The sequence below is a fragment of the Kitasatospora sp. NBC_01302 genome (assembly GCF_035976515.1).
Classification (GTDB): domain Bacteria; phylum Actinomycetota; class Actinomycetes; order Streptomycetales; family Streptomycetaceae; genus Kitasatospora.
The window spans coordinates 6,375,129-6,398,369 of record NZ_CP108404.1; the positions used below are offsets into that span (position 1 = coordinate 6,375,129).

General features: G+C 73.1%; 25 protein-coding genes. 18 read left to right on the forward strand and 7 right to left on the reverse strand.

The genetic code is table 11. The annotated features are described in order from the left end of the window. Positions 1-9: 9 nt before the first annotated feature. From dnaJ to OG294_RS28005, 12 genes are all read left to right on the forward strand, one after another. Entirely contained in the window at positions 10-1,146 is a 1,137-nt protein-coding gene (gene dnaJ, locus OG294_RS27950; RefSeq protein ID WP_327069300.1) for a molecular chaperone DnaJ, read from the forward strand. A 96-nt stretch (positions 1,147-1,242) separates the two neighbouring features. After that, positions 1,243-1,992 (forward strand): 16S rRNA (uracil(1498)-N(3))-methyltransferase, encoded by a 750-nt coding sequence (locus OG294_RS27955; protein ID WP_327069301.1) that lies wholly within the window; start codon positions 1,243-1,245, stop codon positions 1,990-1,992. 58 nt (positions 1,993-2,050) lie between these two features. Then, positions 2,051-5,380, forward strand: coding sequence for a S41 family peptidase (locus OG294_RS27960; RefSeq protein WP_327069302.1), 3,330 nt, complete (start codon positions 2,051-2,053; stop codon positions 5,378-5,380). Between the two features lie 127 nt (positions 5,381-5,507). After that, positions 5,508-5,861: an HIT domain-containing protein gene (locus OG294_RS27965; RefSeq protein ID WP_327069303.1), complete on the forward strand. Its 354-nt coding sequence runs from the start codon at positions 5,508-5,510 to the stop codon at positions 5,859-5,861. Positions 5,862-5,863: 2 nt separating this feature from the next. Continuing rightward, complete coding sequence (locus tag OG294_RS27970) at positions 5,864-6,781, forward strand: ribonuclease Z (protein ID WP_327069304.1); 918 nt, start codon at positions 5,864-5,866, stop codon at positions 6,779-6,781. Positions 6,782-7,072: 291 nt separating this feature from the next. Then, a complete protein-coding gene (locus OG294_RS27975; protein ID WP_327071696.1) occupies positions 7,073-8,110 on the forward strand; it encodes a PhoH family protein in 1,038 nt (345 codons plus the stop codon). 14 nt (positions 8,111-8,124) lie between these two features. Continuing rightward, positions 8,125-8,619: an rRNA maturation RNase YbeY gene (gene ybeY / locus OG294_RS27980; RefSeq protein ID WP_327069305.1), complete on the forward strand. Its 495-nt coding sequence runs from the start codon at positions 8,125-8,127 to the stop codon at positions 8,617-8,619. Between the two features lie 6 nt (positions 8,620-8,625). Then, positions 8,626-9,966, forward strand: a complete 1,341-nt coding sequence (locus OG294_RS27985; RefSeq protein ID WP_327069306.1) for a hemolysin family protein — start codon at positions 8,626-8,628, stop codon at positions 9,964-9,966. A 78-nt stretch (positions 9,967-10,044) separates the two neighbouring features. Beyond that, positions 10,045-10,398: a cytidine deaminase gene (locus OG294_RS27990; protein ID WP_327069307.1), complete on the forward strand. Its 354-nt coding sequence runs from the start codon at positions 10,045-10,047 to the stop codon at positions 10,396-10,398. Positions 10,399-10,468: 70 nt separating this feature from the next. Beyond that, the gene (locus OG294_RS27995; RefSeq protein WP_327069308.1) at positions 10,469-10,621 is read left to right on the forward strand and encodes a hypothetical protein; all 153 of its coding nucleotides are present in this window, start codon (positions 10,469-10,471) and stop codon (positions 10,619-10,621) included. Positions 10,622-10,721: 100 nt separating this feature from the next. Next, positions 10,722-11,672 carry a GTPase Era gene (era, locus tag OG294_RS28000; RefSeq protein ID WP_327069309.1) on the forward strand — a complete coding sequence of 317 codons (951 nt, stop codon included), beginning with the start codon at positions 10,722-10,724 and terminating at the stop codon, positions 11,670-11,672. A gap of 77 nt (positions 11,673-11,749) precedes the next feature. Continuing rightward, complete coding sequence (locus OG294_RS28005) at positions 11,750-12,349, forward strand: hypothetical protein (protein WP_327069310.1); 600 nt, start codon at positions 11,750-11,752, stop codon at positions 12,347-12,349. Between the two features lie 66 nt (positions 12,350-12,415). Here the strand turns inward: OG294_RS28005 and OG294_RS28010 are convergent, their stop codons facing one another. Together OG294_RS28010 and OG294_RS28015 are read right to left on the reverse strand one after the other, a co-directional pair. Continuing rightward, the gene (locus OG294_RS28010) at positions 12,416-12,730 is read right to left on the reverse strand and encodes a protealysin inhibitor emfourin (protein WP_327069311.1); all 315 of its coding nucleotides are present in this window, start codon (positions 12,728-12,730) and stop codon (positions 12,416-12,418) included. A 113-nt stretch (positions 12,731-12,843) separates the two neighbouring features. Further along, on the reverse strand, positions 12,844-13,872 hold the full coding sequence (locus tag OG294_RS28015; protein WP_327069312.1) for a M4 family metallopeptidase: 1,029 nt from the start codon (positions 13,870-13,872) through the stop codon (positions 12,844-12,846). A gap of 305 nt (positions 13,873-14,177) precedes the next feature. Here OG294_RS28015 and leuA point away from each other — a divergent pair, with 305 nt between their 5' ends. Continuing rightward, complete coding sequence (gene leuA / locus OG294_RS28020; RefSeq protein WP_327069313.1) at positions 14,178-15,974, forward strand: 2-isopropylmalate synthase; 1,797 nt, start codon at positions 14,178-14,180, stop codon at positions 15,972-15,974. Here leuA and OG294_RS28025 read toward each other — a convergent pair. Further along, positions 15,952-16,224 carry a hypothetical protein gene (locus OG294_RS28025; RefSeq protein ID WP_327069314.1) on the reverse strand — a complete coding sequence of 91 codons (273 nt, stop codon included), beginning with the start codon at positions 16,222-16,224 and terminating at the stop codon, positions 15,952-15,954. The genes leuA and OG294_RS28025 overlap by 23 nt on opposite strands. A gap of 64 nt (positions 16,225-16,288) precedes the next feature. Here OG294_RS28025 and OG294_RS28030 point away from each other — a divergent pair, with 64 nt between their 5' ends. The 5 genes from OG294_RS28030 to OG294_RS28050 all read left to right on the forward strand — a co-directional run bounded on the left by OG294_RS28030 (position 16,289) and on the right by OG294_RS28050 (position 19,804). After that, the gene (locus tag OG294_RS28030; RefSeq protein ID WP_327069315.1) at positions 16,289-16,501 is read left to right on the forward strand and encodes a hypothetical protein; all 213 of its coding nucleotides are present in this window, start codon (positions 16,289-16,291) and stop codon (positions 16,499-16,501) included. A 194-nt stretch (positions 16,502-16,695) separates the two neighbouring features. Beyond that, complete coding sequence (locus OG294_RS28035; protein ID WP_442789231.1) at positions 16,696-17,358, forward strand: TerB family tellurite resistance protein; 663 nt, start codon at positions 16,696-16,698, stop codon at positions 17,356-17,358. A gap of 185 nt (positions 17,359-17,543) precedes the next feature. Further along, entirely contained in the window at positions 17,544-18,290 is a 747-nt protein-coding gene (gene recO / locus OG294_RS28040) for a DNA repair protein RecO (RefSeq protein ID WP_327069317.1), read from the forward strand. Positions 18,291-18,292: 2 nt separating this feature from the next. Continuing rightward, the gene (locus OG294_RS28045) at positions 18,293-19,156 is read left to right on the forward strand and encodes an isoprenyl transferase (RefSeq protein WP_327069318.1); all 864 of its coding nucleotides are present in this window, start codon (positions 18,293-18,295) and stop codon (positions 19,154-19,156) included. A 27-nt stretch (positions 19,157-19,183) separates the two neighbouring features. Continuing rightward, a complete protein-coding gene (locus OG294_RS28050) occupies positions 19,184-19,804 on the forward strand; it encodes a hypothetical protein (protein ID WP_327069319.1) in 621 nt (206 codons plus the stop codon). Positions 19,805-19,880: 76 nt separating this feature from the next. Here OG294_RS28050 and OG294_RS28055 read toward each other — a convergent pair whose 3' ends face one another. The 4 genes from OG294_RS28055 to OG294_RS28070 are packed head-to-tail and all read right to left on the reverse strand — an operon-like array spanning position 19,881 to position 23,150. Continuing rightward, positions 19,881-20,303, reverse strand: a complete 423-nt coding sequence (locus OG294_RS28055) for a Fur family transcriptional regulator (RefSeq protein ID WP_327069320.1) — start codon at positions 20,301-20,303, stop codon at positions 19,881-19,883. A 35-nt stretch (positions 20,304-20,338) separates the two neighbouring features. Next, positions 20,339-21,322 carry a metal ABC transporter permease gene (locus OG294_RS28060; protein WP_327069321.1) on the reverse strand — a complete coding sequence of 328 codons (984 nt, stop codon included), beginning with the start codon at positions 21,320-21,322 and terminating at the stop codon, positions 20,339-20,341. Beyond that, positions 21,319-22,158: a metal ABC transporter ATP-binding protein gene (locus OG294_RS28065; RefSeq protein ID WP_327069322.1), complete on the reverse strand. Its 840-nt coding sequence runs from the start codon at positions 22,156-22,158 to the stop codon at positions 21,319-21,321. Before OG294_RS28065 ends, OG294_RS28060 begins: the two co-directional genes overlap by 4 nt. Positions 22,159-22,178: 20 nt before the next feature. Then, a complete protein-coding gene (locus OG294_RS28070; protein WP_327069323.1) occupies positions 22,179-23,150 on the reverse strand; it encodes a metal ABC transporter solute-binding protein, Zn/Mn family in 972 nt (323 codons plus the stop codon). Positions 23,151-23,241: the final 91 nt, after the last annotated feature.

The following is a 23,241-nucleotide window of genomic DNA, read 5'->3' on the forward strand; positions in this document are numbered from 1 at the left end:
GAGTATTTGGTGGCCACGGACTACTACGCGGTACTCGGCGTCCGACGGGACGCGGGGCAGGACGAGATCAAGAAGGCGTTCCGGCGCCTTGCCCGTGAACTGCACCCGGACGTCAACCCGGACCCGAAGACGCAGGAGCGGTTCAAGGAGATCAACGCCGCTTACGAGGTGCTCTCCGACCCGCAGAAGCGGCAGGTCTACGACCTGGGCGGGGACCCGCTCTCGCCGGGCGGCGGCGGGGGCGGCTTCGGCGGCGGTGCGGCGGGCTTCGGCTTCTCCGACATCATGGACGCCTTCTTCGGCGCGGCCTCGGGCCAGCGCGGCCCGCGCTCGCGCACCCGGCGCGGCCAGGACGCGATGATCCGCCTGGAGATCACCCTGGAGGAGGCCGCCTTCGGCACCACCAAGGAACTCCAGGTCGACACCGCCGTCACCTGCACCACCTGCAGCGGCGAGGGCGCGGCCCCCGGGACCTCGGCCCAGACCTGCGACATGTGCCGCGGCAAGGGCGAGGTCTCCCAGGTCACCCGTTCCTTCCTGGGCCAGGTCATGACCTCGCGCCCGTGCCCGCAGTGCCAGGGCTTCGGCACCGTGGTGCCGACCCCGTGCCCGGAGTGCGCGGGCGACGGCCGGGTCCGGGCCCGGCGCACGCTGACGGTCAAGATCCCCGCCGGTGTCGACAACGGCACCCGGATCCAGCTGGCCGGCGAGGGCGAGGTCGGCCCCGGTGGTGGTCCGGCCGGTGACCTCTACGTGGAGATCGCCGAGATCAACCACCCGACCTTCCAGCGTCGCGGCGACGACCTGCACTGCACCGTCACCATCCCGATGACGGCCGCATCCCTCGGCACCCAGGTGCCGCTGCAGACCCTGGACGGTCCGGAGGAGGTCGACATCCGGCCCGGCACCCAGTCCGGCCAGTCGATCCCGCTGCACGGACGGGGCGTCACCCACCTGCGCGGGGGAGGCCGGGGCGACCTGATAGTGCATGTCGAGGTCCAGACGCCGACCAAGCTCGACCCCGAGCAGGAGGACCTGCTGCGCCGCCTCGCGGTGCTGCGCGGCGAGGAGCGGCCCTCGGGCCTGTTCTCGCCCGGTCAGCAGGGGCTCTTCTCCCGGCTGAAGGACGCCTTCAACGGCCGCTGAGCGGCCACCAGTTTCATCGGCACAGGGGTGGGCCCGGAGCATCCAGGCCCACCCCGACCCGTTTCGAGGCCCGACCCGTACCGAGGAAAGCGCGCCATGACCGCACCCGTCTTCGTCGTCGAGACCGCCCAGCTGGCCACCGCCGCGGCCGGGCACTCCATCCGCCTGGACGGACCGGAGGGCCGGCACGCGGCCGCCGTCAAGCGCCTGCTGCCCGGCGAGGCGGTCACCCTGACCGACGGTCTGGGCCTGGGCGGCCACGGCACGGTGACCGCCGTGCACGGCAAGGACGCGCTCGACGTCACGCTCACCGAGGTGCGCGCCGAGGCCGAGCCCCGGCCGCGGATCACCGTGGTCCAGGCGCTGCCCAAGGGGGACCGCGGCGAGCTGGCGGTGGAGACGATGACCGAGGTCGGCGTCGACGTGGTGATCCCGTGGGCGGCCGCCCGCTGCATCACCCAGTGGAAGGGCGAGCGCGGCGCCAAGGCGCTGGCCAAGTGGCGCTCCACCGCGCGCGAAGCGGGCAAGCAGGCCCGCCGGCTGCGCTTTCCCGAGGTGCGCGAGTCGATGACGACCCGCCAGCTGGCCCCGCTGCTGGCCGGCGCCGCGTTCGCGGCCGTGCTGCACGAGGAGGGGGCCGAGCCGCTGGCCACCGCCGCGCTGCCCGCCGAGGGCGACCTGGTGCTGATCGTCGGACCGGAGGGCGGGGTGAGCCCGGAGGAACTGGCGGCCTTCGCGGAGTGCGGCGCGCGCCCCTACCGGCTGGGTTCCTCGGTGCTGCGCACCTCCACGGCGGGCGTGGCGGCGGGCGCCCTGCTGCTGGGCCGCACCGGTCGCTGGTCCTGATCCCGTTCCTCCTGGGAATCGCTGGTGGCACCGGCCGGGAGCTGCATAACCTGACGCCGTGACGGAATCCGAGAGCACCTCTGCCGGCGCCTACCTGCGCCACCCGCACCTGCACGGCGACCTGGTGACCTTCGTCGCCGAGGACGACATCTGGCTCGCCCCGCTGGACGGTGGCCGGGCCTGGCGGCTGACCGCGGACCGCTCCCCGGTCTCCCACCCGCGCTTCTCGCCGGACGGCCGCTCGATCGCCTGGGCCTCCACCCGCGACGGTGCGGCGGAGATCCACCTCGCGCCCGTCGACGGCGGCGAGGCCCGGCGGCTGACCCACTGGGGCCACACCGCCCGGACCCTGCTGCGGGGGTGGACCCCGCAGGGCGAGCCGGTGGCGGTCACCAGCGCCGGCCAGGCGACGACCCGTCAGGCCTGGGCCTTCGCCGTCCCGCTGGACGGCGGGCAGCCGCGCCGGCTGCCCTTCGGGCCGATCGGGCACCTCGCCTTCGAGGCCGCCGCCCCGACCCCCGAGGCGACCCCGGACGCCGCTCCCGACGAGGCGTCCGGCGACCGGGTCCTGCTGCTGTCCGCCTACAGCGCCGAGCCCGCCCGCTGGAAGCGCTACCGCGGCGGCACCGCCGGGCGGCTGTGGATCGGCACCGAGGGCGGGGAGTTCACCCGCCTGCACAGCGAGCTGGACGGCAACATCGAGTCCCCCCTCTGGGTGGGCGACCGGATCGCCTTCCTGAGCGACCACGAGGGCAGCGGCCACCTCTACTCCAGCCGCCCCGACGGCTCGGACCTGCGCCGCCACACCCACCCCTCGCCCGGCGCCCCGTTCTACGCCCGCAACGCCGCCACCGACGGCACCCGGGTCGTCTGGCACAGCGGCGGTGAGCTGTGGCTGCTGGACGCGCTGGACGGCGTGGCCCGGCCGCGCCGCCTCGCGGTGCACCCGGCCGGCCCGCGCACCGGCCGCCGCCCCTACCCGCTGCCGGCGGCCGGGCAACTGTCGACCGCCGCCCCGGACGCCACCGGGCGCGCCGCCGCCGTGGTGGTGCGCGGCACCGTGCACTGGCTGACCCACCGCGAGGGCCCGGCGCGGGTGCTGGCCGAGACCCCGGGGGCGCGTGCCCGGCTGGCCCGGGTGGTCCCGCCCACCGAGGCGGGCGGCCCGCAGGGCGCGCTCTGGGTGACCGATGCCGAGGGCGACGACGCGCTGGAGTACGCCCCGGACGCGCTGGCGGCCGAGCGGCGCCGGTACGCGGCCGGCGGCCTGGGCCGGGTGCTCGGCCTGCAGGTCGCCCCGGACGGCCGGCACGCCGCCGTCGCCGCGGACGACGGCCGGCTGCTGCTGGTCGCGCTGGCCGACGGAGCGGTGCGCGAGCTGGCCCGCAGCGTGGACGGCGAGGTCAGCGGGCTGGCCTTCGCCCCGGACTCGGGCTGGCTGGCCTGGTCGCAGCCGACCCTGGGCCCGTGGCTGCTGCGCCAGATCATGCTGGTGAACCTCGCCTCGGGCGAGGTCGCCGAGGCCACCCCGCAGCGGTTCATCGACACCTCGCCCGCCTTCACCGCCGACGGCAAGCACCTCGCCTTCCTGTCGATGCGCAACTTCGACCCGGTCTACGACGCGCACAGCTTCGACCTGGGCTTCCCCACCGGCGCCCGGCCCTACCTGCTGACGCTGGCCGCGGACACCCCCTCGCCGTTCGGGCCCCGGCGCGGTGGCCGCCCGGTGGACGGCGCGGAGGAGAGCGCCGAGACCTCCGAGCCGTCCACCGGGCAACCCGAGGCGGGCGGGCAGCCGGCCGCGGAGGCGGCCGAGGGCCCGTCGGCGCCCGCCACCGTGGTGGACCTGGCGGGGCTGGCCGACCGGATCGTGCCGTTCCCGGTCGAGGGCGGCCGGTTCGGCGAGCTGCGGGCGGCCAAGGACGGCGTGCTGTGGACCCGCTACCAGGTGGTCGGCGAGCTCGGTGACGACGCCGCCACGCCCGAGGACGAGCGCCCCGGTCCGGTGCTGGAGCGCTACGACCTGGCCAAGCTGCGGGTCGAGCAGTTGCTGGACAGCCTGGACACCTTCGCGGTCAGCGCGGACGGCAACCGGCTGGCCGTGCTCGACGGCGGCGAGCTGCGGATCGTGCCGGCCGACCACAAGGCCGCCGAGGAGGACGAGACCCGGGTGGACCTGGCGCGGCTGCGGGTCACCGTGGACCCGGCCGCCGAGTGGCGCCAGATGTTCGACGAGAACGGCCGCCTGATGCGCGACAACTTCTGGCGTGCCGACCTCGGCGGGGTCGACTGGGCCGGGGTGCTGGCGCGCTACCGCCCGCTGGTCGAGCGGTTGGGCTCGCACGACGAGCTGGTCGACCTGCTCTGGGAGGTGGTCGGCGAACTCGGCACCTCGCACGCCTACGTCTCGCCGCCCGGGCGGGGCGCGCCCGGCGCACGGCCGCAGGGTCGGCTCGGCGCCGACCTGGTGCGCGACGGCGAGGTGTGGCGGATCGCCCGGGTGCTGCCCGGCGAGTCCTCCGACCCCAGGGCCCGCTCCCCGCTGATGGCCCCCGGCGTCGCGGTGAAGGCCGGTGACGCGCTGCTCGCTGTGGACGGCCGCCCGGTCGACCCGGTGACCGGGCCCGCCCCGCTGCTGGCCGGCACCGCCGGGCAGCCGGTCGAGCTGACCGTCCAGCGGGCCGACGGCACGGTGCGCCACCCGGTGGCCGTCCCGCTCGCCGACGACGAGGCGCTGCGCTACCACGACTGGGTGGCCGGGCGCCGGGCGGAGGTGCGCCGGCTCTCCGGAGGGCGGCTCGGCTACCTGCACATCCCGGACATGATGAGCGCCGGCTGGGCCCAGCTCCACCGCGACCTGCGGGTGGAGCTGGCCAAGGAGGGCCTGCTGGTCGACCTGCGGGAGAACCGCGGCGGCCACACCTCGCAGCTGATCCTGGAGAAGCTCTCCCGACGGATCATCGGCTGGGGCCGCGGTCGCGGCCTGGCGACCGCCGAGCCCTACCCGGGCGAGGCGCCGCGCGGACCGGTGGTGGCGCTGGCCGACGAGCACGCCGGCTCGGACGGCGACATCGTCAACGCCGCGATCCAGGCGCTCGGCATCGGCCCGGTGGTCGGCACCCGGACCTGGGGCGGGGTGATCGGCATCGACAGCCGCTACGGCCTGGTGGACGGCACCTCGGTCACCCAGCCCAAGTACGCGACCTGGGTGGAGGGCTACGGCTGGGGCCTGGAGAACCGCGGGGTCACCCCGGACGTCGAGGTCCCGATCGCCCCGCACCACTGGGCGGCCGGGCAGGATCCGCAGCTGGCCGAGGCGGTGCGGATCGCGCTGGAGAGCCTGGCGACCACGCCTGCCAGGACGCCGCCGCCGCTGCCGGAGCTCTGAGCGCTCCAGGCCCGTCCGCGGGCCCGGCGGGAGACCCCCGCCGGGCCCGCGGACGCCGGCTGGCTCGGCTAGGCTGCGGTTCCGTCAGACCGTCAGATGCCGACGATGTAGTGCGAAGGAGCCCCGGATGTCCGGCGAGCCGCAGGCGGACTGCCTGTTCTGCAAGATCGTGGCGGGTGAGATCCCGGCCACCGTGGTCCGCAAGACCGAGCGCACCATCGCCATCCGGGACATCAACCCGCAGGCACCCACCCACGTGCTGGTGATGCCGTACGCGCACTACCCGAACGCCCCCGAGCTCGCCGCCGCCGAGCCGGAGGTCGCCGCCGAGCTGCTCACCGAGGCCGCCGCGGTCGCCGCCGACGAGGGGCTCGCCGACTACCGGCTGATCTCCAACGTCGGGGCCGGCGCCGGTCAGACCGTCTTCCACGTGCACGTCCACGTGCTCGGCGGCAAGCCGCTGCGCGAGGGCATGGTCTGACGGTGTCGCAGCGCGAACTCGTCGTCCTCGGCACGGCCAGCCAGGTGCCGACCAGGCACCGCAACCACAACGGCTACCTGCTGCGCTGGGACGGCGAGGGACTGCTCTTCGACCCGGGGGAGGGCACGCAGCGCCAGATGCAGTACGCCGGGGTCTCGGCCACCGACCTGACCCGGATCTGCGTCACCCACTTCCACGGTGACCACAGCCTGGGTCTGGCCGGGGTGGTCCAGCGGATCAACCTGGACCGGGTCCCGCACCCGGTGCACGCCTACTACCCGGCCGGCGGGCAGGTCTTCTTCGACCGGCTGCGCCGGGCAACGGCGTTCCACGAGACGGCCGAGCTGCGCCCGCACCCGGTCGAAGAGGCGGGCGCGCTGCCCGCCGAGGGCGCGCCGTTCGCGCTGGAGGCGGTGCGGCTCTCGCACCCGGTGGAGGCCTTCGGCTACCGCCTGACCGAGCCCGACGGGCGCCGCCTGCTGCCCGTGCGGCTGGCCGCCCTCGGCATCGCCGGTCCGGCGGTGGGCCGGCTGCAGCGCGAGGGCGCGATCGAGCTGGACGGGCGGCTGGTCACCCTGGCGGAGGTCAGCGAGGTGCGGCGCGGCCAGCGCTTCGCCTTCGTGATGGACACCCGGCTCTGCCCGGGCGCCGAGGCGCTGGCCGAGGGCGCGGACCTGCTGGTGATCGAGGCGACCTTCCTGACCGCCGACGCCCGGCTCGCCGAGGAGCACGGCCACCTGACCGCCGCCCAGGCCGCGCGGCTGGCCGCCGCGGCGGGTGTGCGGACCCTGGTGCTGACCCACTTCTCGCAGCGCTACCCGGACCTGGCCGGTCACCTGGCTGAGGCCCGCGAGCACTTCGACGGCGAGCTGGTGATCGCCGAGGACCTCGCCCGGGTGCCGGTGCCGCCACGACGGTGACGTCCGCGGTGCGCCGCCCAGGGGGGCGAAAAGCGCTGGCGTCCCTCGCGGAACTGGCCCACCATCGATCGGGCCGCGTCACAGCGAACACCTGCGCGGCGTACCCTGGTGACCCCGGAACCGACCGAGCGGCACCCCGAGAGACGGATGGGATGAGGCAGGCCTCAGCGCCGACCCATGAGCGAACCGATGAGTGACACCGCACAGCATGGCGCGCAGAACGGCGCGAGGGCCGCCACCCGCGACGGTGACGGATCGACCGCCCGGATCGTGATCCCCGAGAAGCACCCGATGGTCACCCTGCTCGGTGCCACCGACTCCCTCCTGCGGGTGATCGAGCGCTCGTTCCCGCGGACCGACATCCACGTGCGGGGCAACGAGGTCACCGCCACCGGCGACAGCGCCGACATCGCCCTCGTCAAGCAGCTGTTCAGCGAGATGATGCTGGTGCTGCGCACCGGCCAGCCGCTGACCGAGGACTCCGTGGAGCGGTCCATCGCGATGCTGAAGAGCGCCGCCGCCGACCCGGACGGCGCGGCCGAGAGCCCCTCGGCGGTCTTCACCGCGAGCATCCTCTCCAACCGGGGCCGCACGATCCGCCCCAAGACGGTGAACCAGAAGAACTACGTCGACGCCATCGACCGGCACACGATCACCTTCGGGATCGGGCCGGCCGGTACCGGCAAGACCTATCTGGCGATGGCCAAGGCCGTGCAGGCGCTGCAGGCCAAGGAGGTCAACCGGATCATCCTGACCCGCCCGGCGGTCGAGGCCGGCGAGCGGCTCGGGTTCCTGCCCGGCACCCTCTACGAGAAGATCGACCCCTACCTGCGTCCGCTCTACGACGCGCTGCACGACATGATGGACCCCGACTCGATCCCGCGGCTGATGGCGGCGGGCACCATCGAGGTCGCTCCGCTCGCCTACATGCGCGGCCGGACCCTGAACGACGCCTTCATCATCCTGGACGAGGCGCAGAACACCTCGCCCGAGCAGATGAAGATGTTCCTGACCCGCCTTGGCTTCAACTCCCGGGTCGTGGTCACCGGTGACACCAGCCAGATCGACCTGCCGGGCGGTACCCGCAGCGGTCTCAAGGTGGTCCAGGAGATCCTGGCCGGCGTCCCGGACATCCACTTCTCGATCCTGACCAGCACCGACGTGGTCCGCCACAAGCTGGTCGGCCGGATCGTGGACGCCTACGAGCGCTGGGACGCCGAGAACGGCGAGGACCCGGGCCGCGAGGCCCAGGGCCAGTCCTCGCGCAAGAGCGCCCCGCGCGGCCCCCGCAGCCGCACCCCCCGACAGCCCCATCGCACCGAAAGCTGAGTCGACACCGCTCCATGTCCATCGACATCGCCAACGAGTCCGGCTGGGAGGCCGACGAGGAGTCCATCCTCGACGTCGCCCGCTTCGCCCTCGACAAGATGCGGATCCATCCGCTGTCCGAACTGTCCGTGATCCTCGTGGACGCCGAGGCGATGGAGCAGCTGCACATCCAGTGGATGGACCTGCCCGGTCCCACCGATGTGATGTCCTTCCCGATGGACGAACTGCGCCCCGGCAAGGAGGGCGAGGAGCTGCCGCAGGGCCTGCTCGGCGACATCGTGCTCTGCCCCGAGGTGGCCAAGGCGCAGGGCCTGGCCGCGCCCTCCAAGCACTCGATGGACGAGGAGCTGCAGCTGCTCACCGTCCACGGGGTGCTGCACGTGCTCGGCTACGACCACGAGGAGCCGGAGGAGGAGCAGGCCATGTTCGGCCTCCAGAAGCGGATCCTCGACGACTGGCGGGCCGGTCGCGGGCTGTCGGGGATCTCCCCGGCCCCGACGACGCACTGATCCGGTATGAGTGGCGATAGTACGAGCTTTCTCGTTGCGTCCTTCCTGCTGGTGATGCTGGGCTGGCTGGCCGCCTGTGCGGAGGCCGGCATCTCCCGGGTCTCCCGGTTCCGGGCCGAGGAGGCCGTGCGGGCCGGGCGGCGCGGCGCCGACCGGCTGCTGACCCTGGCCTCCGACCCGATCCGCTACCTCAACCTGGCCACCCTGATCCGGGTGGCCAGCGAGATGGCGGCGGCGGTCATGGTCACCGTGGTCTGCGTGCGCAACCTCAGCCAGGCCTGGCAGGCGATCCTGCTGGCGTTCGGCGTGATGGTGCTGGTCTCGTTCGTCGCGGTCGGCGTCTCGCCGCGCACCATCGGCCGCCAGCACCCGCTGACCACCGCGACCGCGGCCTCCTTCGTGCTGCTGCCGCTGGCCGCGGTCCTCGGCCCGATCCCGCGGCTGCTGATCCTGCTGGGCAACGCACTCACCCCCGGCAAGGGCTACCGCGAGGGCCCCTTCGCCTCCGAGGCGGAGCTGCGCGCGCTGGTCGACCTGGCCGAGAAGGACGACCTGATCGAGGACGACGAGCGCCGGATGGTGCACTCCGTCTTCGAGCTGGGCGACACCATCGTGCGCGAGGTGATGGTGCCGCGCACCGACCTTGTGATGATCGAGCGGCACAAGACGGTCCGCCAGACCCTCACCCTGGCACTGCGCTCCGGCTTCTCGCGGATCCCAGTGGTCGGCGACAACGAGGACGACGTGGTCGGCATCGTCTACCTCAAGGACCTGGTCCGGCGCACCCACGTCAACCCGGAGGCGGAGGCCGACCAGGTGGACACCGTGATGCGCCCGGCCGTCTTCATCCCGGACAGCAAGCCGGTGGACGACCTGCTGCGCGAGATGCAGCAGATGCGCTCGCACGTGGCGATCGTGATCGACGAGTACGGCGGCACCGCCGGCCTGGTCACCATCGAGGACATCCTGGAGGAGATCGTCGGCGAGATCACCGACGAGTACGACCGGGAGACCGCCCCGGTGCAGGACCTCGGCGACGGCTCCTACCGGATCACCGCCCGCCTGCTGGTGGAGGACCTCGGCGAGCTGTTCGGCATCGAGCTGGAGGACGAGGACGTCGAGACGGTGGGCGGCCTGCTCGCCAAGCACCTGGGCCGGGTGCCGATCCCGGGCTCGGCCTGCGAGATCCCGCTGCCGCCGGACGGTCCTTCGGGGCCGGCCGCGATCACCGCGATCCGGCTGACCGCGGAGAGCTCGGCCGGGCGGCGCAACCGGATCGGCACGGTGGTGGCCGCGCCGGTCGGGCCGCAGCCGCAGGTCCAGCAGGAGCAGGGCGAACCTGTCTGACCCCGGCCGGCCGGCCCTCCGGGCCGGGCCGCGTGGCGCCCCGCGGGGTGAGGCGTGGGGCCCCGCGGGCGGCCGCTTATGCTCGGCGGCATGACTGACCTTGATCCCGAAGACCAGAAGATCATCACGCTGGCCCGCTCCGCCCGGGCCCGCAACGGTGTGGCCGAAGGCGCGGCGGTGCGCGACGAGACCGGGCGCACCTACGTGGCCGGCTCGGTGGAGCTGGCGTCGCTGCGGCTGACCGCCGTGCAGGCGGCCGTGGCGATGGCGGTGGCCAGCGGGGCCAAGGGGCTGGAGGCGGCGGCCGTGGTGACGGCCGAGGCGGCCCCGGCGGCGGCCGACCTGGCCGTGGTGGGCGACCTCGGTGGCGCGGGCACGCCGCTGCTGCTCGCCGGGCCGGACGGCACCCTGCGGGTCCGCGCCGAGGCCTGAGCCACCCGAGAGCTCCAGCAGAGCCCCGTAAGTAGGAAAAGCAGATAATCTCGCCCGAGGGGGTGGGGTCATGCTCGGGGCACTCGGATTCTTCGCGGCGCTGCTGGCCGTGGTGATGGGCATGGGGCGCTGGCACGAGACCGGCTCGCCCTACTGGCTGGGCGGATCGATCGCGCTGCTGGTCCTCACCCTGCTCGGGGCGCTGCAGTCGCGCCGCAAGTGACCGCGGCCACCCCGTCCTGCGGCCGCCGCGGGCCCCGGCTGCCGGGTCCGACGCGGCGCTCGGGCGGGGGTGGCCGGGGGCGATCGGCCGATCAGGGAGAATGGTCCCCATGAGCGACACCCCCTCCTCCCCGGCAGCCCCCTACCGTTCGGGCTTCGCGTGCTTCGTCGGCCGACCCAACGCGGGCAAGTCGACCCTGACCAACGCCCTGGTGGGAACGAAGGTCGCGATCACCTCCGACCGCCCGCAGACCACCCGGCACACCGTGCGCGGCATCGTGCACCGCCCGGACGCGCAGCTCGTCCTGGTCGACACCCCCGGCCTGCACAAACCGCGCACCCTGCTCGGCGAGCGGCTCAACGACCTGGTCCGCTCCACCTGGGCCGAGGTGGACGTGATCGGCTTCTGCCTGCCCGCCGACCAGAAGCTCGGCCCCGGCGACAAGTTCATCGCCAAGGAACTGGCCGAGATCAAGAAGACCCCCAAGGTGGCCATCGTCACCAAGACCGACCTGGTCGACTCCAAGCGGCTGGCCGAGCAGCTGATCGCCATCTCCCAGCTCGGCGCCGAGCTCGGCATCGAGTGGGCGGAGATCATCCCGGTCTCGGCGGTCGGCGACAAGCAGGTGGGCCTGGTGGCCGAACTGCTCACCAAGCTGCTCCCCAAGGGCCAGCCGCTCTACCCGGACGGCGACCTGACCGACGAGCCCGAGCAGATCATGGTCGCCGAGCTGATCCGGGAGGCCGCCCTGGAGGGCGTGCGCGACGAGCTGCCGCACTCGCTGGCCGTGGTGGTCGAGGAGATGATCCCGCGCGAGGACCGGCCGGCCGACCGCCCGCTGCTGGACATCCACGCGAACGTCTACATCGAGCGGCAGAGCCAGAAGGCCATCGTGATCGGCGCGAAGGGAGCCCGGCTCAAGCACGTCGGGACGACCGCGCGCAAGCACATCGAGGCGCTGCTCGGCACGCCGGTCTACCTCGACCTGCACGTCAAGGTGGCCAAGGACTGGCAGCGCGACCCGAAGCAGCTGCGCAAGCTCGGCTTCTGACCGCCAGTGCTTTACCCATGCTTTGCCCAAATGGGGCAGAGATTTGGGAAAGCTGAACAATTCAATATCATCAGTGGATGCAGAATGCCGTGATCACCCACGCCGTGGGTGTCGCCGTCCCGGCCGGAGAGGTCCGCGCGGTGCTGCCCCGGATGCGCACCGGCGGCTATCTGCTGGCGACCGGTCCGGGCGGCACGGCCCTGCTGCCGGATCCGCCGCGCCTGCGGCTGGGACTGCGGTCGGGACTGTGGCCCGGACCATGGCCGGAGCCGGCCGGCGAGCGGCGGGTCCGCCGGTTCGCCCGGGACCTCGCCGTCGAGCTCGCGGCCCCGGTCTGGCACCTGCTGGACCGGGCGGGCGGCACCCGCGCCACGGTGCTCACCCCCGAGGGTGCGGCGGCCGGGCTCGACTGGCCGGCCGGGGCGGCGGCGCGCCGGGCCGACTGGGAGCGGCGCTGCATCCGTCTCGCGACCATGGCCGGCCACCCCGGGCGGGGTGTCGCGCTGGCCGGACTCTGCCGTGCGGCGGCCGTCGCCGACGGGCCGGCCGCTGGTGCGCCGCTGCTCGGGCAGCTGTGTGAACTCTTCGGTCTGCCGGTGCAGTTGGTCGGCCACTCGCCGGTCTCCCGGGCCGTCGCGCACGGTCGCGGCGCGGTCCGCTTCGAGGGTCGGCGGTAGCCGGCCGCGCGCCGGTGGGCGGTAAGCGGGCAAGGGGCAAGCGGCCAGCAGTCGGCGGCAGGCCGGTCAGGCGCCGGCGGCGAACCAGTCGCCACCGGGGGAGAGCGGCGGCAGCTCGATGCCCTGGTGCAGGATGAGCGAGATCAACTCCCGCTGCGAGTCGGTCAGTCGGGGGTCCGCGCAGTGCACGGTGCGGCCGTCCACGCTGATCTCGTAGTGGTAGCCGTCGGGCACGCCGAACCCGGGTGCCCGGGAGGCGCCGGCCACCGCCTCGCGGGCCAGCGCGTGCACGTGCGGCGCGTCGATCCGGGTGGCGGTGTCCAGCTCGGCCCGTAGAACCTGTCCGGTGAAGCCGCCGCTCCTGCACACCTGTATACGCATGGTCGCCAGTCTGCTACGCACCGCTGGCCGATGCTGGGATTTTCCTGAGAAGTCCTCAACTGCGTGTCGTCAGACCCGAGAAGAGGCGGCACTGGCCCCACCGGCGAAGCCCCTCAGCCCACCGCCAGGCCGACCTGCTTCCAGGCGCCGGCCACCGCCTCCGGCACCGGCCCCTCGCCGAACCGGGCCCGGGCGGCGGCCAGGGTGGCCCGGGCGAAGCCGGCGAAGTCGGTGTCCGGGTGCACCGCGGGGCCGGTGACGGCGTCGTACCAGATCCGCCCGGCCCGCTCCCACGCCGCGCCGCCGAGCTCGACCGCGAGCAGGTGGAAGGCCCGGTTGGGGATACCGGAGTTGATGTGCACCCCGCCCTCGTCCGCGGTGGTCTCCAGGTAGCCGTCCATCGAGTCCGGCTGCGGGTCGCGGCCGAGTCTGGGGTCGTCGTAGGCGGTGCCCGGAGCCTTGAGCGAGCGCAGCGCCACCCCGCGCACCCCCGGGCCCAGCAGCCCCGCGCCGATCAGCCAGTCGGCGTCCGCGACCTGCTGGCCCAGCGCGTACTGCTTGGCCAGCGAGCCGAAGACGTCCGCCACCGACTCGTTGAGCGCCCCGGACTGGCCGTGGTAGGCCAGCGCCGGGCCGTACTGGACCAGCCCGTGCGCCAGTTCGTGGCCGATCACCTCCAGGCAGCCGGTGAAGTCGTCGAACAGCACGCCGTCACCGTCGCCGAAGACCATCCGCCCGCCGTCCCAGAAGGCGTTGTCGTACCCCTCGCCGAAGTGCACGGTGGCGTGCAGCGGCAGGCCGGCGCCGTCCAGCGAGCGGCGGCCGTAGACCTCCAGGAGCAGCGCGAGGGTGGCGCCCAGGCCGTCGTAGGCGCGGTTGACGGCGGGGTCGGCGGTCGGTGGCCCGCCCTCGGTGCGCACCGTGCGCCCGGGCAGCGCCGTGTGGTGACCGGCGTTCGCGATGGTCCGCCCGGGGCGTCCGGCCGGGGCGGGCCGGGCGGCGGCGGGCAGCGCGGCGCGGGTGGCGCGCAGGGCGTCGTCCGTCTCGCGCGAGCGCCGGGCGTCCTCGTCGCCCAGTTCGACCAGTCGGTCCAGCAGATAGGGCGGCACGATCGAGCAGATCGGAGTGCTGGGCTGCGTCATGGCACCCAGCGTCCGGGCAAAGACACCGGGTGTCACGCAGGTGCCGTCTCACGGAGTGGAAATGTCGCGCTGCCGGCTTCGGCCTCGCCGGTCGCTCGGCTACGCTGGCCCCATCATGCGTTACGGGCTGCTTCTTCTTAGCTGCCGCGGCGAGGGCCTGTAAGACCGTTGAAGGCCGGCTCCCTCGTCGCGGAGGCTGTGCTGTGCGCACGCGTGGACCGTGGAGCGCCGCACCCAGTCGGCCCGTCGGGTGACCAGAGCCCCCGACCCGCCCGCATTCGAAGAGAAGCCGAGAGTCTCATCACATGACTGAGCAGCCTTCTGTCACCGGCGCTTTCCGTGCCCGCCCCTTCGTCGACCGGCCCACGCCGATCACCGCGGGGACGGTGCGCCAGAAGCCGTCCGGGATGCCCTTCGAGCGCTACCTGCCGTTCGGCGCGGTCGACCTGCCGGACCGCACCTGGCCGAACACGGTGATCAGCAAGGCCCCCCGCTGGCTCTCCACCGACCTGCGCGACGGCAACCAGGCGCTGATCGACCCGATGTCGCCGGCCCGCAAGCGCAAGATGTTCGACCTGCTGGTGTCGATGGGGTACAAGGAGATCGAGGTCGGCTTCCCGTCCTCCGGGGCCACCGACTTCGACTTCGTCCGCTCGCTGATCGAGCAGGACGCGATCCCCGAGGACGTCACCATCTCGGTGCTGACCCAGGCCCGCGAGGACCTGATCGAGCGCACCGTGGAGTCGCTGGTCGGTGCCCCGCGCGCCACCGTGCACCTGTACAACGCGACCTCGCCGCTGTTCCGCCGGGTGGTCTTCAAGGGCAGCCGGGAGGACATCAAGCAGATCGCGGTGGACGGCACCCGGCTGGTGATGGAGTACGCCGAGAAGCTGCTGGGCGACGAGACGGTCTTCGGCTACCAGTACTCGCCGGAGATCTTCATCGACACCGAGCTGGACTTCGCGCTGGAGGTCTGCGAGGGCGTGATGGACGTCTGGCAGCCCGCCGAGGACCGCGAGATCATCCTCAACCTGCCCACCACGGTGGAGCGTTCGACGCCCAACGTGTATGCGGACAAGATCGAGTGGATGTCCCGCAACCTGTCCCGCCGGCAGTTCGTGGCGCTCTCCACCCACCCGCACAACGACCGCGGCACCGGGGTCGCCTCGGCCGAGCTGGCCGTGATGGCCGGCGCCGACCGGGTCGAGGGCTGCCTGTTCGGCCAGGGCGAGCGCACCGGCAACCTGGACCTGGTCAACGTCGGGATGAACCTGTTCTCGCAGGGCGTCGACCCGATGATCGACTTCTCCAACATCGACGAGATCCGCCGCACCTACGAGTACTGCAACCAGATGAACGTCCCCGAGCGCCACCCCTACGCTGGCGACCTGGTGTACACCTCGTTCTCCGGCTCGCACCAGGATGCGATCAAGAAGGGCTTCGACGCCCTGGAGGCCGACGCCAAGGCGGCCGGCGTCCCGGTGGGCGAGTACACCTGGGGCGTGCCGTACCTGCCGATCGACCCCAAGGACGTGGGCCGCTCCTACGAGGCGGTCATCCGGGTCAACTCGCAGTCCGGCAAGGGCGGCATCGCCTACGTGCTGAAGAACGACCACAAGCTGGACCTGCCGCGCCGGATGCAGATCGAGTTCTCGAAGATCATCCAGGCCAAGACCGACGCCGAGGGCGGCGAGGTCACCCCGGCCGACATCTGGGCGGTCTTCCAGGACGAGTACCTGCCGACCCCCGAGAACCCGTGGGGCCGGATCGCGCTGCGCGAGCAGCAGAGCCTGACCACCGAGGACGGTCGCGACGCCCTCTCGGTGCAGGCGCTGCTGAACGGCGCCGAGGTGGAGCTGACCGGCTCCGGCAACGGCCCGGTCTCCGCCTTCACCAACGCGCTGGCCGGCATCGGCGTGGACGTACGCGTCCTGGACTACGCCGAGCACGCCCTGAGCGAGGGCGGCGACGCCCAGGCCGCCGCCTACGTCGAGTGCGCGGTGGACGGCCAGGTGCTGTGGGGCGTCGGCATCGACGCCAACACCGTGCGCGCCTCGCTGAAGGCGATCATCAGCGCCGTCAACCGGAGCGGCCGGCGCTGATATCCGCCGTCCGGGTTCTTCCACGGTGGCCTGCCGCCCGTGCCGGGCGGCAGGCCACCGTGCCATAGGGCGGATCGAGCGCCCAGAGGAGGAGCAGATGATGCTCCTCGGCCTTCAGTCGCCGCTCGTAGAGATCGGGGCGCCGTTCGATCTCCACCTCGTCGGCCCAGATGGTGAGCCAGCCGTGCAGCGGGCCGAGGGTGTCATGCTGCGCGGCGAGCGCGAACGTCTCGTTCTTCTGCCGCTCCATCTCCGCCAGGCGATGCGCCGCGACGCGAGCCAGCGCTAGGGAGTACGGCCCCGGTGAGGAGTTCGTGGCGGGCGGCGCACCTGCGGCGTTGATCGCCGAGGTGGAGAAGAAGGCGGACGAACTGGTCCGGGCCGCTTCGGCGTTCTACCTCGACGGGACCGGCTACGAGGGCGACGGGCCGAAGGGGCAGGATGCCCTGGTGCCCGGGGGCATGTTCGTTTATTTGGTGGTTCCCCGGCACGAGTCTGTCTACATCCGCCAGGTTACCGGCTGGTAGTCGGCGCATTTCGAGCAGCTGTGTCCTGGGCCACATTTTTTCCTCTCGGCACTCGTTCGGGGTGCTGACACCGCCAGGCAACCGTGGCACCATCGACCCACCGGAAGCGCGGTCGGTGGGACGGCCGGCGCCTGCGGTCGCGTGACCTGCCCGTTGTCGTGCAGGCCGCCTGCCAGGTCTGGGGAGTTGGCGCCGTGACACGGTTGTGGGGTGTTCGTCCGCGGTGGCGGACGGATGTGCTCGGTGAGTTCTTCTGTCCGGGCTGTGGCGGGGACCGCAACTACCGTCGGCAGCACGGTCGGCGGTGGCTGCGGTTGTTCGGCACCCCGGTGCTGCCGCTCGGGCCGGTGCTGAGCACCGTGCAGTGCACCAACTGCCATGGCCGGTACGGCGTCGAGTGCCTGGAGCAGCCCACCAGCGGGCGGTTGACCGGGCTGCTGCGGGACGCGCAGTACTCCATCGCGCTCACCCTGCTCGCGGCCGGCGGCACCGGCTCTGCCGCCGCCCGGGCCGAGGCCTGTGAGCTGGTCCGGTCCGCGGGCTTCGAGGACTGCGGCGAGGCGCAGGTGCTGGCCGCGCTCGCCGCGCTGTCGGGCCTGGACAGCGGCGAGCCGCTCGAACTGCGCGGCCCCGGCGCCGGCCTGGCCATCGAACTGCACGCCGCGCTGGAGCCGTTGGCCCCGCACCTGGCCCAGCAGGGGCGCGAGCGGCTGGTGCTGCAGGGGGCCAGGATCGCGCTGGCCGACGGCCGCTACCTGCCGCAGGAGCGGGCCGCGCTGGCCGCGGCGGGCCGCTGCCTGCGGCTGGCCGACGACGTGGTGCTCCGGCTGCTGGAGGCGGCCCGCACCCCGCACTGACCTCGCACCCCGCCCTGACCTCGCACCCCGCACCGACCCAGCTCCTCGCCCGCCCCGTGCGTCGGGGCGCCCGAGCCGGGCCCGTTCCCCCCTCCGGGCCCGCCGTGCCCGCATCGGCTCCCCCCGAGTGCCCGGTGCGGCGCCCGGCTGTCCGGGACGCCCGCGCCGTGCGGGACAATGGGGGAATGAGTCTGATCCGTGACGACGGCGTCGTGCTGCGCGCCCAGAAGCTCGGCGAGGCCGACCGGATCATCACGCTGCTCACCCGCCAGCACGGCAGGGTCCGCGCGGTGGCCCGGGGGGTGCGCAAGACCAAGTCCAAGTTCGGCGCCCGCCTGGAGCCCTTCTCCCACGTGGACGTGCAGTTCTTCAGCCGGGGCAGCGAACTGGTCGGCCGCTCGCTGCCGCTGTGCACCCAGGTGGAGACCATCGCCCCCTACGGCGGCGGCATCGTCACCGACTACGGCCGCTACACCGCCGGCACCGCGATGCTGGAAACGGCGGAGCGCTTCGCCGAGAACGAGGGCGAGCCCGCCGTCCAGCAGTACCTGCTGCTGATCGGCGCGCTGCGCACGCTGGCCGCCGGCACCCACGAGTCCCACCTGGTGCTGGACGCCTTCCTGCTGCGCTCGCTGGCCGTCAACGGCTACGGCGCCAGCTTCACCGACTGCGCCAAGTGCGGCCTGGACGGCCCGAACCGCTTCTTCTCGCTGCAGGCCGGCGGCGTGCTCTGCGCGGACTGCCGCGTGCCCGGTTGTGCCGTACCCTCCCCTGAGACACTGGTTCTGCTCGGTGCCCTGCTCTCCGGAGACTGGCGGACGGCGGACGCCAGCGAACCCCGGTACTGGCGGGAGGGCAGCGGTCTGGTCGCCGCCTACCTGCAGTGGCACCTTGAGCGGGGTATCCGCTCGATGAGATACGTGGAGAAGTGAGCATGGCAGCGCGACGGCTCTTCGGCGGCAGCAAGCAGCGGACCTACCGCACCCCGGACCCGCACCCGAGCGGCGCCCGGCCGCCGAAGATCCCCGGAGAGCTGGTCCCCGAGCACGTCGCCATCGTCATGGACGGCAACGGCCGTTGGGCCAAGGAGCGCGGACTGCCCCGCACCGAGGGCCACAAGGTCGGCGAGAGCGTCGTGCTGGACGTGCTGAAGGGCGCGATCGAGCTGGGCGTCAGGAACATCTCGCTCTACGCCTTCTCCACCGAGAACTGGAAGCGTTCCCCGGATGAGGTGAAGTTCCTGATGAACTTCAACCGGGACGTGATCCGCCGCCGCCGCGACGAGCTGGACGAGCTGGGCGTGCGGATCCGCTGGGCCGGGCGGATGCCCAAGCTCTGGAAGAGCGTGGTCCAGGAGCTCCAGGTCGCGGAGGAGCAGACCAAGGGCAACGACCTGGTCACCCTCTACATGTGCGTCAACTACGGCGGCCGGGCCGAGGTCGCCGACGCCGCCGCCGCGATCGCCGCCGACGTGGCGGCCGGCAAGCTGGACCCGAAGAAGGTCAACGAGAAGACCCTCGGCAAGTACATGTACCACCCCGACATGCCCGACGTGGACCTCTTCCTGCGCCCCAGCGGCGAGCAGCGCACCTCCAACTTCTGGCTCTGGCAGTCGGCTTACGCCGAGTTCGTGTTCCAGGACGTGCTCTGGCCGGACTTCGACCGCCGTGACCTGTGGCGGGCCTGCGAGCAGTACGCGATGCGCGACCGCCGCTTCGGCGGCGCGCTGCCCAACGAGCTGCCGGGTGAGCCGTCGGACGGGCTGCCGGGCGCCGCCGACCTGCCGGCGCAGCGCTGAGCGTCCCGGGTCCGCGAGGCGTTTCGGGTGTTCGAGGTCCGGCGCAGCATCCGGCGCCTGCGGCAGGACCCGCACTGGGAGCACCGCAGGCGGGCGACGGCTGCTGACGTCGGCCTCGGCACCCGGGGCTATCCGTTCACCCTCGGCTCCGGCACCGACCGGCTGTACGACCTGGCGCGCGGTCAGGTGGCGGGCCGGGACGCGGTGCTGGCGCACCTGCTGGTGGCGCCGGCGGCGCCCAGCCGGGGCGGAGCGCTGCACGACTTCTCGCTCGTCGCGCTCGACCTGCCCCGGGCGCTGCCCGCCACCGCCGTGACGCCGCGTCGGCTGGCGGCCAAGTGGCGCGGCGAGCGGTCCTGGCCGATCCCGCCGGGCCTGTGGCAGCGCCGTCCGCTGCCGGGCGGCGGGCCCGGCGCGCACGTCGAACGGGTGTGTGCCGACTACGAGTTCGGCGAGCTGCTGATCACCGACCGGCTCAAGCAGCTGACCGTGGCGGCCGACTGCGGCTGGCGGATCGACGGCGCCCGGCTGATCGGCTGGACCGACGGGCGTCGTCCGTACGAGGAACTCGTCGCGCTGGCCGAGCGGTTGGACCTGCTGGTGGCGGCCTTTCCGGCTGCCGTCTGGCAGTGGCGCGGCTGGTCCTGAGGCCAGGGCCTGTCCGGCGGTCCGGAGCTGATGGGCTCGGAGCCGACGGACCGGACCGGGCCCCGGCGCGGCCGGATCAGGCGCCGGCCCGCTGCTTGGCCGTGCACTCGGCGCAGGTCCCGAAGATCTCCAGGGTGTGCGCGATGTCGCTGAAACCGTGCTCGGCCGCCACCGTGTTGGCCCAGCGCTCGACCGCCGGGCCCTCGACCTCCACCGTGCTGCCGCAGAGCCGGCAGACCAGGTGGTGGTGGTGTCCGCTGCTGCACCGCCGGTAGACGGCCTCGCCGTCGGCCGTGCGCAGCACGTCCACCTCGCCGGCGTCGGCGAGCGACTGCAGCGTGCGGTAGACGGTGGTCAGACCCACCGAATCGCCCCGGTGCTTGAGCATGTCGTGCAGTTCCTGCGCGCTGCGGAAGTCCTCGATCTCGTCCAGCGCCGCGGAGACGGCTGCGCGCTGCCTGGTGGATCGGGCGCGTGGCGACGGGCCTGCGGTGGTCACCGGTGCTCCTCCTGGAGGTCGGGGCGGGTCACACCTCATTGTGCCAGCCTCGCACTGCCGACCGGGTCGTGCGGTGCGGCGGCTTTCGCGGGCCCCGGAATCGCCGGGCGGGCGGCCTCGCGGCTCCCGGCACCGGCGTCGTCGCTCGTGTCGGTGCCGCTCGTGTCGTGGCTCGTGCCGGCGCCGCGGTGTCGGCGTCGGGCCAGCGGTGCGGCCAGCACGCTGAACACCGCGAAGACGGCGATCGCCAGCAGCACGATCGCGGAACCTGGCGGCACGTCAGCCTGGTACGAGGTGGCCACCCCGCCGAGTGACACCAGCACGCCGAGCCCGATCGCCAGCAGCTGGGTGCCCAGGAACGAACGGGTCAGCAGCTGCGCGGCCGCGACCGGCACCACCATCAGCGCGCTCACCAGCAGCAGACCCACCACCCGCATCGCCACCGTGACGGTGACCGCGGCCATCACCGCGAGCAGCAGGTTGAGCAGTCGCACCGGCACCCCGGTGACCTTGGCGAACTCCTCGTCCTGGCAGACCGCGAAGAACTGGCGCCGCAGCCCGAGGGTGACCGCGATGACCACCGCGCCGAGCACCCCGATGGTCACCAGGTCGCCGGTGTCCACCGCCAGGATCGAGCCCCAGAGGTAGCTGTCCAGGCTGCCACTGGTCCCGCTGGCCGACGGTGCCTTGCTGATCAGCAGCCGGCCGCAGGCCATCCCGCCGTAGAAGAGCATGGCCAGGGCGATGTCACCGCGCTGGTTGCCGCGGGAGCGGACCAGCTCCATGATCACCGCGGCCACCACGCAGACCAGCACCGCCATCCAGACCGGGCTGGTCTGGAAGACCAGGCCGAGGCCCACGCCGGTCAGTGCCACGTGCCCGATGCCGTCGCCCATCAGCGCCTGGCGGCGCTGGACCAGGTAGACGCCGACGGCCGGCGCGGTGATGCCGACCAGCAGGGCGGCGAGCAGCGCGCGCTGCATGAAGTCGAAGGACAGCATGTCGGTCAGGCCGGTCATATCAACAGTCCAGGCTGGGAGAGGTCATGGGTGGTCGGGGGAGTGGCGGCGTGCTCGTGGCGGTCGTGGCCGTGGTCGTGGTGGCCGTCGGGCCGCGGCGCCGTCGCCGGTGGCCCGTCGTGCCACACCCGCCCGTCCCGCAGCAGTACCGCGCGGTCGATCAGCGGCTCCAGCGGTCCCAGTTCGTGCAGCACCAGCAGGACCGCCACGCCCTTGGCCACCTCGTGGCGCAGCGTGTCGGCGAGCACCCGCTGGCTGGCCAGGTCCACCCCGGCCATCGGCTCGTCCATGATCAGCAGCTCCGGACCGCCGACCAGCGCGCGGGCGATCAGCACCCGCTGCTGCTGCCCGCCGGACAGGTTCGCCACCGAGTCGCCGGCCCGGTCCAGCAGGCCCACGGCGTCCAGTGCCCGGTCCACCGCGGCCCGGTCCCGGCGCCGCAGCGGCAGCAGCCCGTGCCGCGCCAGCCGCCCGGTGGCGACCACCTCGCGCACGGTGGCCGGCACTCCGCCGGCCGCCGTGGTGCGCTGCGGGACGTAGCCGATCCGGTGCCAGGCGCGGAACCGTGCCCCCGGTGTGCCGAACAGCTCGCGCTCGCCGCCGGTCAGCGGCACCGAGCCGACCACCGCCTTCACGGTGGTGGACTTGCCCGAGCCGTTGGCGCCGAGCAGCGCGACCACCTCGCCCGGGGCCACGCGCAGGTCGACCCCGCGCAGCACCGGACGACCGCCGAGCGCGGCGTGCGCGCCGCGGAGCCGGATCACGTCGTCGGTCCGGACCGTCTCGTCGGGTCGGACCGCCTCGTCGGGCCGGACCGTCTCGTCGGGGGTGTTCATCGTCACCGACTCCTGTCCCGTCAGCTCGCGCAGCCGAGCGCCGACCGCAGGCTGGTCAGGTTCTGCTGCATGATCGAGAAGTAGTCGTCGCCGCTGCCCTTCTTGACGCCCTCCAGCGGGTCGAGCACCGCGGTCCTCAGGTTCAGGTCCTTGGCGACGCTGTCCGCCAGCTTCGGGCTGACCAGGGTCTCGAAGAAGATCGTGGTGACGCCGTTGGCCTTGGCCGCCTGCTGGATCTGCGCCATCCGGGCCGGTGTCGGCTCGGACTCCGGGTCCACCCCGTTGATCGCGATCTGGTGCAGCCCGTAGTGGTCGGCGAGGTAGCCGAAGGCGGCGTGGCTGGTGACGAAGGAGGTGTCGGTGCAGCTCTGCAGGCCGCTGCGGAAGCTCTGGTCCAGGGCGCCGAGCCGGCCCACCAGCTCCTCGGTGTTGCGCTGGTAGGTGGCGGCGTGTGCCGGGTCGGCCTTAGCCAGCTCCGCGCCGACCCCTTGGGCGACGGCCGCGTAGCGGGTCGGGTCCAGCCAGAGGTGCGGGTCGCCGCTCGGGCCCGGGTGCTCGTGGGTGTGCCCGGCGCTGTCGGTCTCCTCGGTGCCCTCGTCGAGGTGGTGGTCGACCAGCGGCGAGATCGCGGCGGCGTCCACCACGTGCTTGCTGTGCGACTGCGCGACGGCCTTGTCCACGGTGGGCTGCAGGCCCTTGAGGTGGAGCACGACGTCGGCCTTCTGGACGGTGCCCACCTGCTTGGCGGTGAGCTCCAGGTCGTGCGGCTCGGTGCCGGCGGGCGTCAGATCGGTGACCTTCACCTGGTCACCGCCGATCTGCTCGGCCAGGTACTGCATCGGATAGAAGGAGGCGACCACGCCCAGCCTGCCGCTCGCGCCCTTGGCGTCGGAGCTGTCGGTGCCGCCCGAACCGCAGGCGGTGAGCAGCAGCGCGCCGACGGCGGCGGTGGCCGCCAGGGCTATGGAGGTACGGAGGGGGCGGTGCATCATGACAACCATTCTCATCTTAATTGGAAATGATTGTCAACTTCCGACGGTGGAGGGGGGAGGTTGTTCGCCGCCTCGAACGCGCGCGGACATT